A 13,344-nucleotide genomic window follows, 5' to 3' on the forward strand; every position below is an offset into this window, starting at 1 on the left:
GGAGCATGGTTCAATCCCTCAAGCTCGGCGGCGACGCCGCAGAACCGAGGATCCGGCGGATCAATCGCCTGCCGATCGTCATCGCGATCGTTCTGGTCGTCGCCTTTCTCGCCGTGATCATTTACGGGCTGAGCTCGCGCGGACTGTATTTCTCGCGCAACCCGTCGATCGAGCAGGCCGGCGGCGCTCCGGCGTCCACCTATGCCGACCAATTGAAGCGTGGCGTCTCGGACGGGATCATCGGCGATCCCGCGGAGGCGCCAGTGTTTCAGCCGACGCCGCCGGAGCGGACAGAGCCGGCGGCAGCGCCGAAGCCCGCTGTCGTGCAGCCTGAACGCCAGACCGAAGGCGAGCCTGAGGCCGTATGGCGCGCGCGCCTCAAGCGAGAGGCGGACGAGCAGTATTATCGCGAGCTCCAGCGACAGCGCATGGCGCGGATGCAGGCCAACGACACGGCCTATGACTCGCCGCTGGCCATCAATGTCGACAAGGTGCGCAGCAACGCGCGGAGCGATCCCGGCGCCGCGCAACCTGCCGGCGCCACCGGCACGGCAACCGGCGCTGCCGCTGACCTCTATGGCGCAGCGCTGCGCGCTGGCCTCACCGGCCAGAACCTCGACCCGAACGCCCAGCGCACCAAGGAGGACTTCTTCAACGCCGACATCAAGGAGCTCGGCTACCTTCCAAACCAGGTCGTACCGCAGCGCTCGCTCTACGAGCTCAAGCGCGGGTCAGTGATCCCGGCGACGCTCGTCACCGGCATCAACTCCGATCTTCCCGGACGCATCACGGCGCAGGTCAGCCAGAACGTCTACGACAGCGCGACCGGGCACCGCCTGCTCATCCCGCAGGGAACGAAGCTGTTCGGACGCTATGACAGCAAGGTCTCGTTCGGCCAGTCGCGCGTGCTCGTGGTGTGGACCGACATCATCTTCCCAAACGGATCGACATTGCAGATCGGCGGCATGGCCGGCACCGATGCCGAGGGCTATGGCGGCTTCAATGACAAGGTGAACAACCACTATCTGAAGACGTTCGGGTCCGCGATCCTGCTCGCCGTCATTGGCGCCGGTATGGACATGGCGATCCCGCAAAACAACAACCCGTTCGACAACGGGAACAGCGCCGAGGACGCCGCGCGGCGGAATTTTGCTGAAACCTTCGGTCGGGTTGCCGAGCGCACAATCAATCGCAATCTCGACGTCCAGCCGACCCTGGAGATTCGCCCAGGCTACAAGTTCAACGTCCTCGTCGATCAGGACATCATATTCCCGGGATCTATCGTGGATGAGTACAGAAAGGACTTGTAGAGTGGCGGTGCGGCCCGATTGGAAGAGCGCAATCCTATTCCCCGCGACTTCAGCTGCATGTTTCTGTTCAAGGCCGGGGGGCCTGGCCCAGCCGATGGCTGTCGCCGCGAAGCTCCAGCTCACCTGAGCAGGCTGCCAGCGTCAGTCCGCTGGCACCAGCGGGACGTGCCCCAGTACGTTAAGGAGCGTCGAAAGGAGCGTCTGCTGGGCATGCATGTCGAGCATCGCACTCACATACGCGATGCGGTCGGGACCGACTGTGTCGCAACCGGAAACGGGCGGCGCTTTGCGCCATTCCTCATATTTTGCCTCGGCCGCGTCACGAAGGCGCCGATGCGTCCGGATCGCCTGAATCGTGATCTGTTCGAGGTCCCGCTTCGGGAGATGCTCGGTCAGGCCGACGACCGGCCTTAGCGTTACCTTGTGCCCCGGCTGCACAGCGCAGTTCGTATCGTTTCCCATCCGTCTTCTTCTTCAAAGGAAGTCCGCGGTGCGCCCCCGCAAACGTCAATCCCTGATCCCAAGCCGGGGGTTAGAAAACCGCGACTAGACGGTCCCTATGACCTTTAGCACCGGAGCACCTGGACATGCGTCACAGGCCCCCGGCCACGATGGTCAGAGGATCCGGCGCCGTAACAGCCGACGCCAGCCGCTAGTCGAGGGCTTTCTAAGGCCCCGGGCAGCGCGTACTGCCCTGGCGGCCCTTATAGAGAGGAGATGCCTCAATCGCTAGAGGGAAGCAGTGGCGCTGCTGCGCGAGGACTGGACCGTGCGGCACGACTTCCTGACGATCGATCTGATTCCGTTCCTGAACAGCACGAGCGAGCGCCTCTCCGACCTCGCGGCCGCCCGCGAGATGGTTGTGTCGTCGCCTGACATACTTGGCGGGACGCCGGTGTTCCGTGGCACCCGCGTTCCGGTCTACGACGTCGCCGGATCGACTACTGCCGGTCATCCGGTGGATCGCATTCTGGAGGCCTATCCGCGCTTCGATGCCGAGAAGGTCCGCCCCACGACGATCTATGCGGAGGCCAATCCCTGCGCGGGCGGCCGCGCGCGAGCGACAGCCTTCCCGAGGGCTCCGTCGTCATCACCGATCGCCGCGTTCCTCGCCTCAGGACGGCGAGATGAAATTCCTGATCGATGGGTGCCTCAGTCCGGAGTTCGTCAGGTCTGCCTGAACGGTCCGCCCGGCATCGACCTCGGCCTCCAGTCCTGGCTGGTCACAGTCTTTCAATCGCGAAATGGCCGGTCATGTCCTGACGTCGGCCATGGGAACATCAGTCAATAACGACCACCGGATGGCCCCGGTGCTGCGGCAGGCCGGGAAAGCGGGAATAGCAGATCCGATGGTTGGCAGCCCCGTTGGGCCGACGCGCGCCGTAGACGCTTTCCATGCTGAAAAATGTCTGTCCGTGAGGGTCGGTTGCAAAACCGCTGTATCCATTCTGGATGAACCGGTGGACAATGCCCTCTGTCCTATCGACGTTGATGTAGCAGAGCTTGGCGCACTCTGTGACGAGTTCGTCGGCAGAGGGCCTCGCGGACGGGTTGTAATCAAGGCAGCGCTCGACGATCGCCTGAAGTTCGGATGCAAGAGGCCTGAATTGTGAGTTCGCGGTCATAAACGCTGGCCAGGGCGCCCGCGTGCGATTCTTGACATTGACGGCTGCATCGAGAAAGACGCCGAATGGATAATCGCCTGCGAGAATGCGAAACATCAAAGCGCCGAGGGACCAGATGTCGGCCTCTTTGCCGGGATTCTCACCCTTCCGACGGAACATCATTTCGGGCGCCATATAGGGCAACGCCCCTTTGATCGTGCCAGAGGTCGATCGCGTCAGATCCCCGCCGTCTTGCGCAGCCAGGGCGAACACTTCTTCGGTTAGGGTAGCAATTCCGAAGTCCGTGATCTTCAGCTCGTGCAGATTGACGCCCATCTCGACGATGATGTTGCTGGGCTTCAGATCACGGTGGACGACACCGGCGTGGTGAGACGCGGCCACACCCTTCGCCAGATGGCTCAGGACGCGTGCTCCCAAGTGCGGATCGACAGCCCCGAACCGTACAAGCTTTTCCTCTAAAGTTTGCCCTTCGACATATTCTTCGACCAGATACGGCAGATCACCTTCTTCGAAATAGTCATAGGTCTTGGCGACGTTATGATGATTGACGCGGGCCGCGATAACGGCGCTTTGGCTGAAGCGCTTCACCTGTTGACCCGGCTGCGGCGTCTTTACCGCGACATCGATGTCCAACAATGTGTCGCGCGCAAGATAAACGTCCTGCATGCCGCCGCGGCCGATGTGCCGGACAACTTTATAGCGGCCGGAGACTACATCGCTCGGTTTCATGGCATCACCTCAGGCATCGATACATCGAATGTCACGAACCGCCGTGCTTGGCCCGCGTTGCCAAACGTTATGACGCAGCAGCCCGGAACGACATGGCCGACTCTTGCAGGGGTATTGTTGAGAAAGACGGCACCTGTCGCGCTGATCACGACGAACTCTGTGCCGTTGTATTCGATACCGATAGAGCCAACTGGGCCGGCGTTCACATTGATCTTGCGATTCTTGCGATCGAGGTGGTGCGTCGTTCCGCCGAAGACAACGAGGGCGCGATGCTGATTTTCAAGAAGTTGCTGCTGCAGAACGAACTGCACCTCGGCCATGCTCGGCCTGTTGGCCGGACTATGGGCAAGACAACGATGCACGAGCGAAATCGTCGGCGCAGACAGGCCCGGCAAACCCACTGAGAGCGCCGGTAGAGAGATCGGCTGCGGCGGCTGTTGCGCGAGCTCTGTCGGGGCATCCGTGCTCAGCAGGGCCAAGGCTGTGGCGCCAAACGCGTAGGCGTCGATCGACGCGTCGAAACTGATCGTCTTGCCGCCCCAGAGCTCGGGCGCCATGAAGACGGGCGTTCCGATGATACTTCTGGTCTTTGCAGCGTCCGACGATCGTGCCAACCCGAAATCGATGATCTTGATGACCCCTTCCTTGTCCAGGCGAATATTGTTCGGCTTGATGTCTCGGTGGATGACGCCGGCTTCATGAATATCGCGTAGCCCGCAGGCAATTTGCCACAGGGTGTGAATGTATTTGCGGTTCGGCTTGTACGAACCGATTTCGAGATTCGCCCCGTCAATGTACTCCAGAACGATCGCGGTTTCGGGCTGGCGTCTGTCGGACAGTTGGACGACGTCATACAGCTGAACGAAGTGCTTCGAGCGCAGCTTCGCGAGAGCCTTCTGCTCGTCGAGCAATCTGCGCTGCTCTATTCCTTGTTGGAGGCGCTTGATGATGACGGGGCGGTTTAGCAGGCTGCTGAAAAAGGCGCTTTTCAACAGCGTGTTGGCGTGATTCCGTCCTCTGGTGAGGACGGAGTGGTTCGATGCGCGGAACGGACGAAAGAGCGGGATCGCTGTTCAGCTACGTCGACTTGGAGAGCCGGATCCCACCGAAGCACCCGCTGCGGGCGATCCGCGCGATCGTGAACGAGGCGCTTTCGACGCTCGATGCCGACTTCGCCGGGCTCTATTCGCGGATCGGCCGTCCCTCGATCCCGCCCGAGCAACTGCTCCGGGCGATGCTGCTGCAACTGTTCTACGCGATCCGCTCGGAGCGGCTTCTGGTCGAACGGCTCGACTTCGATCTGTCGTTCCGCTGGTTCGTCGGGCTCGGCATCGACGATCGCGTCTGGGACGCCTCGACCTTCTCGAAGAACCGCGACCGTCTGCTCGACGGTGACGTCGCCGTCGCGCTGCTCGCCGCCATCCTCGATCGGCCGCAGGTGAAACGGCTTCTCTCGACGGAGCACTTCTCGGTCGACGGCACGCTGATCGAGGCCTGGGCGTCGATGAAGAGCTTCCGCCCGAAGGACGTCGACGACGGACAGGATCCGCCGACGGGCAGCGGCTCGACCGGAGAGCACAAGCCCGGCCGCAACGGTGAAGTCGACTTCCACGGCGAGAAGCGGTCGAACGCGACGCATGCCTCGACCACCGATCCCGACGCGATGCTCTACCGCAAGAGCCCCGGCGCCGGCGCGGTGCTCTGCTACATGGGCCACGTCCTGATGGAGAACCGCAACGGCCTCGTCGTCGATGCCGAGACCACCCGCGTCTCCGGTCACGCCGAGCGGATGGCGGCGGTCGAGATGATCAAGGGCGTCACTTCGGCGTCGGGCAAGCGGCACGTCACGGTCGGGGCCGATCGCGGCTTCGACACGCGGGACTTCGTCGAAGACCTCCGGGAACTCGGTGCGACGCCGCACGTCGCCCAGAACACCGCCGGTCGACGATCGGCGATCGACGGCAGGACGACACGACACCCGGGCTACGCGGCGAGCATCAGGGTGAGGAAGCGGATCGAAGAGGTGTTCGGTTGGATCAAGGGCTCGGCCGGGCAGAGGAAGACGAAGGTCCGAGGGCTCGCCAAGGTGCGCTTCGCCTTCACCTTCGCGGCCGCCGCCTACAACCTCGTCCGGCTCCCCAAACTCATGGCGGCATGAACGAGGACGAGAGGCGGTCGGACACTCCGATCCCCCGGCCGAGACGGCATCGAAGAGGATCCGCGACAGGTACGAAACCGCTCCGCAGAGGCCTATTTCATCACCCTGTTAGATGCGTGTCTACGCATTCTATGATTTCGCCCATGCCACCGGCGGCTGTCCCTCCCGTGGGCGCATACCTACCGGCTATCGTCATCGCTGTCCCTTGCGTCCGTGGATTTTTCAATCTGGATTTCGAGTTGAACGTCGTCCTTCGGAGGCCTGATGCCCTGCCCCGTCTTTTTTGACGGCCGACGTCCGCCCTTACGCTCCTTCCGGTATCCGCCCGGCTTTTCGACATTCATTGCGGGCGGGTTGGCCTCCGGGGCGGCAACGGCCAGGGGCCGTGGCGTTTCGCTGATCTCGCGGACCCAAGTGACCGCCATCGTGCCGAACGGGTCCCACAGTTGGACGCCCCCGTCTTGGCCTCTTGCACTCGGCATTGACAGCGCCTGTAAATCGACAAGCGCCATGGAGGCGTTGTCATGACCGCCACACCAACGCGCCAGGGCCGACAATCTGTCGGCCGCAGCCTTTGAGTCCGGTGCGTGGAAGAGAACGCTGGCGAGTGTATCTGCGTCGATGTAGTGGATCCCATCCGTCGTGAGGGCCAGTTCGATGGCGCCTGATGGAACGGTCCTGATATGCGGGCGCATGCCTGCGCCCATCCCGACGAACTGAAGAAGTTCGCGACCGGTACCGCCGACAGCTTCTTCGAGGGAATCGTCCACTGTCAGGCGTTCAACCTTCGCACCCTTGCCGCACGCATAAATTCGGCTATCGCCGAGATTGATGATTACGGGGGATGCTCCTGCGTCGAAGAGCACAGCTGAGAACGTGGCCCCTCCTCGCCCGCCGGCGAACGCATAGACCGCGTCATTGGCATGGGCGATAGCGGCGACCGCGCGTCGCTCCAATCCTTGGTGCCTGTGACGCACCAAGGCGTAGAAGAACGACGATATCGCCAAGGTGGCACATTTCGCGCCATCCCTCATCCCGCCCATGCCATCGGCGACCACAACCGCGACAACGGGCTGGCTGCTGTGCTTCGCGCTAAGGCGCAGGGCCGCGACCCGATCCTGATTTTCCTCTCGCTGCAGACCGATGTCGCTGGCGAGGATGGCCGGAAAATCGAAGCATTGGTTCTGGGCCCGCTCGGGAACAGGTCTGGACAACCAGGTTGCCACCGTTTCCTGAAAAGCGTCGCCGCGACTGGCTGATGGCGAGTCCGAACTGCTCTGCGTCATCTAGTCGACTCGTCTCCCGCGCTTGGCGTTGAGGTCATCTTGGCAAGCATACGATGAAGCACACCGGTGTCGTGCCATGGCCGACGGCTCAGGCGAGGACCTTGAGCCCATGTTTTTGGACGACGGTGAGCAGCTTGAGCGCCATCCCACTGGGTCGTTTGGCACCGGTCTCCCACTTCTCGACCGTGCTCTCACTCGTGTTCAGATACCGGGCAAACACCGGCTGGCTGACATTGTTTGCCTCGCGGAGCTGCTTGATTTGCGCGGGCTCTATTTCGGCAGGAATGACCAGGTGGCGAGCGTCGAAGTCGCGCATCGTAGCCTTATCGAACGCGCCGACCTTGTGAAGCATTGCCGCAGACGAGTGGATCGCCTCGGAAATATCGCTCTTGAACCTACTTTTCGTTGCCATGACAAATCTCCGTCAGATCCTTGTCTTCCAGAAGCTGCGCAACCTGCTTTTCGTCCAGCATGGCGTAGCTCTTTGCGAGGGCGCGGAAGTCCTCTAGTTCGTCGTTCTCAATGTTGGCCCGATCCTTCTTCGCGAATAAATATTCGTAAATCCAATATCGGCCGCCCTTCGCAAGGATGATGCTCCGGTGCATGTTCTTGTTCAGGCGTTTCTTGAAGACACCACCACCCAGGTCATCGGCCTGGCCTTTTATAACGTCCTGAATCGCCTCGCACAGTTCGTCATCTTTGATGCGGGCCTTACGCGCCGCCTTGGAAAACCAAGCGGTCTTGAACGCCCGCGTGGTTTCTACAGCATCGCTCATGTGCTCATGTAGCACCTGGTGCTATGGATTTCAAGGGAACAGGCACGCCCCGGCCGCATTCTTGACGTTGCAGAATCGAGTCTGAACTGCCGCTGGACCTCGGAGTGCGCGAGAAGCCTCTCGGCGATATGGAATATCCGCCGATTCCTGCGATACCGCAGAGGGCGATCCGAGGGCTCACCCTTTCCATTTGTGTCGCCTCTCAGTGATCGGAGGTTGCGCTTCCGGGATATCGTGACAGTCTGACCCCGGCGACCGCAGGCCCAACGACAAGAACCCGCTATCGCTCTTCAGCTGGCGTGCGGCCCCTTGAGCTCAACGAGGCACTTGCGGAACCAGTGGCTCAGCATGTCGTCCTGACCATAGGCGGGTGGCCAGGAGAATTCATCAATCGGACTTCGGCCGGCTGCCGCCGATACCGGACAAATCGATGCGGATGCCCGCATTGTTCGGATCGACAGGTTCTGGGCGAGCCGGTCCCGCGGTTTCGGCCGTGGCCGCTTCGTTCCGATCCGCGTCCGCCGGCGCCGGGACGGCGAGTTTCACGTCGCCGGGATCGGGTTCGCTGAACACCGCCTTGCCCTCGAAATTCCCGGTCTTCCAGGCATCGATCGCATCTTCGAACGCCTCGTCGACGGCGTTGCCGTACCATTTGGTGACGATCCGATAGACCTTGGCGAAGAGCTTCGTGCCCATGCGGATATTGGCACAGGCGTCGACCAGATCAGGCTTCAGCTCCGAGACGTCGGTCACGCCGAGCCCGGCCGGGTATTGCGTGATGCCGACACGCACGACGGCCTTGCCGACATGCTGGCGGACGACTGCCATGGCATCCTCCGCCGTACCCGGCCGCGGAACGAGCACGACGCGGTTCCCGGACCGAACGGTGACCGCCAGCGGATCCGGCGAGCCCGCCGACGCGATGAACTTCTCGACGATCGCCGGCTTGAGGCCGGGATCGGCGCATTGCTGGATGAGGGCGGCGTCGACCATGGGAACTCCCTGTTCATCGGTTGAATGCGGTGACGAGCGGAACGTCGAACAGCCGCGCCCAGGCGATCGTGCTGGCGTTCTGGATGTCGATGATCGAGGTGCCGACGGTCCACCAGCCATTGCCGGTGGCGACGATCGCGTCCGGCCGATGCAGCATCGACTGCAGGATGGGCCAGACGACGAGCTGCTCGTAGCAGATCAGCGGCGCGATCCGCCGGCCGGCGAGTTCGACGGTCGGGTTGGCGAAGAGATGCGCCCTGGCCCCTCCATCCTGTCCCAGCCAGCGCCGCCACGGCTGCCACATGGAGACCGGAACCGGCATGCGCTCGCGATAGAGGATGCCGGCGTCCCGCGCCGAGATCGCGACCAGGACGTTGTCGTAGCCCTGCGGATCGATGACGGCCGCACCGGCGATCACGGCGATGTCGCTACTTGCGAGCGCGTCACGCCACAGCCGCTCGACGCTCGGCGTCCAGAACCCGAGCGCGCTTTCAGGGAGCACCACGATCGTGGCGCCCTGCCCTCCAGCCCGCGTGACCGAAGTGATCAGGTCGCGCTGCCGCGCGAGCGTGCCGTCGCGTCCGAGGCTCTGGCCCATGTCGAGGTCGACGCCCCGGAACCTGTCCGGGAGCGGCGGCGCCGTCCATGTCGCGGCCGACCATAGCCAGATCCCGCCGAGCAGGATTGCGACCAACGGCCAAGCTCGCGTCATCATCATGATGAGGCCGACCACCGCGGCCGTCAGTCCCAGCCAGCCCCATCTGGGAAACAGCACGCCGGCGGCCGTCAGCGGGTGCGCCCAACCCACGATCCCGAAGGGCGGCACCGCCATCAAAGCAGCCGCCAGCGCAAACCTCGCCGCCCTCCCTCCGGCCGGCTTATCCAGAGCAGCCCGTGGATGGCAACGAAGGCGAGCGACGCGACGAGCCAGAGGAACAGGCCGGGCCAGATGTCCGAGCCATAGAAGTTCGCGACGCCCTGCGGCAGGCCCCGCGACGCCGCGAGAAAGTAGGCGGCCGCGACCAACGCCGCGATGGTCCGCCTGCGCGCCAAAGCCCACAGTGCCGGAAACAGCATCGCGAGCGGCAGCGTCAGCGGTTCGCCGCTCCAGCCGATGACGCCGACCAGCGCCGCGATCAGGATCAGCAGCAGAGCCCGCGCCATCTTACGGCTCGAAGGTGAGGAGCGGATGCGCGCGGCCGAGCACACCGCTGGCCGGGATCGGCCCGAAATACCGTGAGTCATAGGAGCCCGCGAAATCGGAGTGGAGGAACAGGGAACCGGGCGAAACCGGCCCACCCGAAAAGGCCGTGAGCGCCCTGCCCGCGGCGTCGGTCGGCCGAAGATCGGAATGGGGAAGCGGATGGCCATCGATGGAAACGCCGGCGCCGATCGCGATCGCCTGCCCTTCCGTCGCCACAACCGTCTTGATCAGCGGGCTGAACCAGCCTGGGCAGAGGCCGCGACCGAGATAGCCGCGCTCGCGCGCCAGGCGGAACGCAGCGCTGTCGGGCGGGCAGATGAAGACGAGATCACCCATGGCGGGCGGTCCGTCGAGGGGCTCGATCCGCCAGAGCCCGAGCGGATAGCTGCGCGTGAGATTGAGGCGCAAGCCGGCGAACCACGCGGTGCCGGCCAGCATGATCAGAGACGCGACCGCGGCCGGCACAATGAGGATGGCGCGCCGCCTCACTGCTTCATCACCGGCGTCTGCCGCTGGCTCTGGCGCAGGGTTTCGGCCTGCTTCAGCGTCGCGGCGGTGCGCTCGTGGGCGGCGAGCTGCTGCGCCGTCCGCATGGTCGGCCAGGCCTCGGCGAGCTTCTGCCGCTCGCCCGGAGCGAGCCCGTCGGCCGCCTTGTCGAAGATCTTGCCGGCGGGTTCGCGGGCGGCGTTGGTGAGCAGCGTGCGCTCGCCGAACCGCTCCGCGATCGCTTTGTTGAAGCCGTCGATCTCGCCCTTCACCTCGCGGTTGGAAATCGCATAGCCGAGCGCGGCCGGCAGGTCGTTGCGGTCGATGGCATCGCGCACCCGTTCGAGCACGCGATGCGCCGCCGGCGACAAGGCGGGGATGTCGATCGAGACCCGCAGCCGCATCGCCTGCTCCTCGGCCTGCAGCTTCTGTACGGCCGCCTCACGCAGGTTGAGATAGCGCTCGATGTCCCGCTTCAGCGCCGGCACATTGAGCTCGGCGGCACGCCGGTCCTCGCGATCGGCCTTGCCGGCGAGAAGCCCGGTCTTGCCCTTGAGCGCGCCGAGCGCCTGCGGCTCCGACGCCAGCCGGTCCAGCGTCGTCTTCGCCGCGGCCGGATCCGACAGGACCGCATCGAAATTCATGGCGCGGAACGCCGTCTCCGGATCGGCGAAGACATAACGGAAGCGCGTTGAGACCTCGTCCCATTGCTTGGCAACGGCAGGATCCGCGCGGAGCTTCTCCTCGACCGCGTCCTGGATCGATTTGGTGAACAGGGTGACGCCGGCGACCATCGCTGCGGCCTCCTTCTGGCTGTGTGTCTGACGGGGATCGAACAGGCCGAGACGCGCGCCAACACCGCGCAGGCGCTGCGTGAGATGGGCGAGCCTCGAGCTCTGGCGGATCGTCCAGTCGACGCGATCGCGCAGCAGCGTGCGGGCGACCTTGACGATATGCAGGCCGCGGTTTTCGGCGAAGCGAAGCGCCTGGCGGTAGAGCGTCCCACGCTCGTAATCGAGCGTGGTCTCCTTGGCATTGCGTCGCGATAGGACCTTGGCGAGGCCGCCATTGAAGGAGAAGGAGCGACGCCCGTAATAGAGCGCCATGTCCTCGCGGTGCCGGGTCAGCGCGACATAGGTCAGGTGCCGATCGAGCGACAGCGAGGCGAGGACCTTCACGCGATCCACGGTCGCGCCCTGGGCCTTGTGGATCGTCGTCGCATAGCCGTGGTCGACATTGCGATAGAGGTGCTGGTCGACGGTGATGTGCCGCCGCTGCTCGCCCTCGCCGATCGCCGCGACGATGCGGTTCGGCGCGGCCTCGACGACCTTGCCGATCATGCCGTTCTTCACGCCGAGGGCGCCGTCGTTCTTCAGGAAGACGATCTGGTCGCCGGCATCGAACTTGCGGACGCCGTCTTCCGTGCGGAAGACATGTCCCACTCCAACGAGGCCGCGCTCGACCAGCTTCTCGCGCGCCATGGTGTTGAGCATGCGGACGTCGCGCCGCAGATGCGCCAGGATCAGCGAGCTCTTCGCGGGATCGTAGTCCCGGTTCCAATCCGCGATCAGGCTGGCGACCGCGCCGGCCTTCAGCGCCGAGCCGAGCACCCTGCCCTGATGCTGATAGGCGGAGAGCGACTCGGCGATCCGGCCACGCGCCAGATCCATCGATGCGGCGCGCATCCATTGCTCGCGCTGGCGATAGATGGTCTCGAGTTCGGCATAGCGATGCGCTCGACGATGGCGCGGAACGCCGCCCCCGCCTCGATCGGCTGAAGCTGGTCGGGATCGCGACGAGCACCAGCTTGGCGCCGGCCCTCACCGCCGCTTCGACGAAGCGCGCCATCTGCTTGGAGGCGACCATCCCGGCCTCGTCGAGCACGAGGACGGTCTTGGAATCGAGCGCGTCCCCTGCCCTCCTTCCAGCGCAGCTCCCAGGACGCCAGCGTGCGGCTCGCGATGCCGATTCCTTCTCCAGACCCTCCGCGGCCTTGCCGGCGAGCGCCGCGCCGACCACGCGGCAGCCGGCGAGCTCCCAGGCCTCCGCGCCGCCTTCATCATGGTGGTCTTGCCGGCGCCGGCGCGTCCGACCACGGCCGCGATCCCGCCCGCTTCGTCACATGCTCGATCGCCGTGCGCTGCTCTTCCGACAGCCGATCATGGCGGGCGAACACCTGCGCCAGCAGGCGCTCGCGCACGCCATGCGACCCGCGCTCGACAGCCAGATCGCCTGCCGCGCCATTCCCGCCTCGAGGCGGATGAGCTCGCGTGTCGTGAAGCGCGCCGGCATCCTCTCGCCGGTCGCGAAGTCGAGCGCTCTCGCGCTCGATGCGCAGGAGGTCCGGGCTCTGGAGGATGCGCGCCATCAGCTGCTGGAGGTGCCGGCATCGTCGACATAGCGGTGCAGCACCTTGGCGATGTCTCGGCTGTCGAAGACGCTCTTCTCCGACGTCAGCAGGTCGAGCACGATCTCCGGCCGGTTCAGGATTCGCCGGCGGTTTTCGGTGCGCTGCTCTTCGAACAGCTTCAGCCGTTCGAGATCGACTGGCTCGCCCTCGTGCGCCGATTGCGCTGGATCGCCTTGGCGCCGACGCCGATATGCGTGGTCGGCACCAGGTCGATGCGCGCTCGGCGTAGGAACGCCGTCGACGCGGATCTCCAGGCCGGCGAGCGCCAGATGCTGGTTCTGCAGGTCGAGCCAGCCGTTGCGTTGCTCCAGGAACTCGGTCTTCTCGCCCGACCAGAGCGATAGACGATCTTGCCGGCCTGGTTGCG

At 64.4% G+C, this 13,344-nt stretch carries 13 protein-coding genes and 3 pseudogenes; 5 read left to right on the plus strand and 11 right to left on the minus strand.

Annotation, left to right across the window (positions count from 1 at the left end; translation table 11 throughout):
* The first annotated feature begins 5 nt into the window (after nucleotides 1-5).
* Nucleotides 6-1,310, plus strand: a complete 1,305-nt coding sequence (trbI, locus tag EZH22_RS30085) for an IncP-type conjugal transfer protein TrbI (protein WP_203196881.1) — start codon at nucleotides 6-8, stop codon at nucleotides 1,308-1,310.
* 141 nt (nucleotides 1,311-1,451) lie between these two features.
* On the opposite strand, the gene EZH22_RS30090 is transcribed toward trbI, so the two are convergent.
* On the minus strand, nucleotides 1,452-1,772 hold the full coding sequence (locus EZH22_RS30090; protein ID WP_203196882.1) for a transcriptional repressor TraM: 321 nt from the start codon (nucleotides 1,770-1,772) through the stop codon (nucleotides 1,452-1,454).
* Between the two features lie 283 nt (nucleotides 1,773-2,055).
* Here EZH22_RS30090 and EZH22_RS30095 point away from each other — a divergent pair.
* Nucleotides 2,056-2,441: pseudogene (locus EZH22_RS30095) on the plus strand (DUF433 domain-containing protein); the annotation flags it as partial.
* A 149-nt stretch (nucleotides 2,442-2,590) separates the two neighbouring features.
* On the opposite strand, the gene EZH22_RS30100 reads toward EZH22_RS30095, so the two are convergent.
* The gene (locus EZH22_RS30100) at nucleotides 2,591-3,664 is read right to left on the minus strand and encodes a serine/threonine-protein kinase (RefSeq protein WP_203196883.1); all 1,074 of its coding nucleotides are present in this window, start codon (nucleotides 3,662-3,664) and stop codon (nucleotides 2,591-2,593) included.
* Entirely contained in the window at nucleotides 3,661-4,656 is a 996-nt protein-coding gene (locus tag EZH22_RS30105; RefSeq protein ID WP_203196884.1) for a serine/threonine-protein kinase, read from the minus strand. Before EZH22_RS30105 ends, EZH22_RS30100 begins: the two co-directional genes overlap by 4 nt.
* 47 nt (nucleotides 4,657-4,703) lie before the next feature.
* Between EZH22_RS30105 and EZH22_RS30110 the strand changes: the two genes are divergently transcribed.
* Nucleotides 4,704-5,822, plus strand: a complete 1,119-nt coding sequence (locus EZH22_RS30110) for an IS5 family transposase (RefSeq protein ID WP_203196885.1) — start codon at nucleotides 4,704-4,706, stop codon at nucleotides 5,820-5,822.
* Between the two features lie 179 nt (nucleotides 5,823-6,001).
* Here EZH22_RS30110 and EZH22_RS30115 read toward each other — a convergent pair whose 3' ends face one another.
* The 8 genes and pseudogenes from EZH22_RS30115 to EZH22_RS33105 form a co-directional block, all read right to left on the minus strand.
* Nucleotides 6,002-7,108: a PP2C family protein-serine/threonine phosphatase gene (locus EZH22_RS30115; RefSeq protein ID WP_203196886.1), complete on the minus strand. Its 1,107-nt coding sequence runs from the start codon at nucleotides 7,106-7,108 to the stop codon at nucleotides 6,002-6,004.
* 88 nt (nucleotides 7,109-7,196) lie between these two features.
* Entirely contained in the window at nucleotides 7,197-7,520 is a 324-nt protein-coding gene (locus EZH22_RS30120) for a helix-turn-helix domain-containing protein (protein ID WP_203196887.1), read from the minus strand.
* On the minus strand, nucleotides 7,504-7,884 hold the full coding sequence (locus EZH22_RS30125; protein WP_203196888.1) for a type II toxin-antitoxin system RelE/ParE family toxin: 381 nt from the start codon (nucleotides 7,882-7,884) through the stop codon (nucleotides 7,504-7,506). Before EZH22_RS30125 ends, EZH22_RS30120 begins: the two co-directional genes overlap by 17 nt.
* Nucleotides 7,885-8,271: 387 nt before the next feature.
* A complete protein-coding gene (locus EZH22_RS30130) occupies nucleotides 8,272-8,877 on the minus strand; it encodes a TraH family protein (protein ID WP_203196889.1) in 606 nt (201 codons plus the stop codon).
* Between the two features lie 13 nt (nucleotides 8,878-8,890).
* Nucleotides 8,891-10,041: pseudogene (locus EZH22_RS30135) on the minus strand (conjugal transfer protein TraB).
* A 1-nt stretch (nucleotide 10,042) separates the two neighbouring features.
* On the minus strand, nucleotides 10,043-10,570 hold the full coding sequence (gene traF / locus EZH22_RS30140) for a conjugative transfer signal peptidase TraF (RefSeq protein ID WP_203196890.1): 528 nt from the start codon (nucleotides 10,568-10,570) through the stop codon (nucleotides 10,043-10,045).
* Nucleotides 10,567-12,252, minus strand: a complete 1,686-nt coding sequence (locus EZH22_RS33100) for a BID domain-containing protein (protein WP_408647760.1) — start codon at nucleotides 12,250-12,252, stop codon at nucleotides 10,567-10,569. The genes traF and EZH22_RS33100 overlap by 4 nt, the downstream gene beginning before the upstream one ends.
* A gap of 169 nt (nucleotides 12,253-12,421) precedes the next feature.
* Nucleotides 12,422-12,586: pseudogene (locus EZH22_RS33105) on the minus strand (hypothetical protein); the annotation flags it as partial.
* 103 nt (nucleotides 12,587-12,689) lie between these two features.
* Here EZH22_RS33105 and EZH22_RS33110 point away from each other — a divergent pair.
* The gene (locus tag EZH22_RS33110; protein WP_408647761.1) at nucleotides 12,690-12,968 is read left to right on the plus strand and encodes a hypothetical protein; all 279 of its coding nucleotides are present in this window, start codon (nucleotides 12,690-12,692) and stop codon (nucleotides 12,966-12,968) included.
* A gap of 2 nt (nucleotides 12,969-12,970) precedes the next feature.
* Nucleotides 12,971-13,321 (plus strand): hypothetical protein, encoded by a 351-nt coding sequence (locus EZH22_RS33115; RefSeq protein WP_408647762.1) that lies wholly within the window; start codon nucleotides 12,971-12,973, stop codon nucleotides 13,319-13,321.
* Nucleotides 13,322-13,344 lie beyond the last annotated feature (23 nt).

This window comes from Xanthobacter dioxanivorans (genome assembly GCF_016807805.1).
GTDB classification, from domain to species: domain Bacteria; phylum Pseudomonadota; class Alphaproteobacteria; order Rhizobiales; family Xanthobacteraceae; genus Xanthobacter; species Xanthobacter dioxanivorans.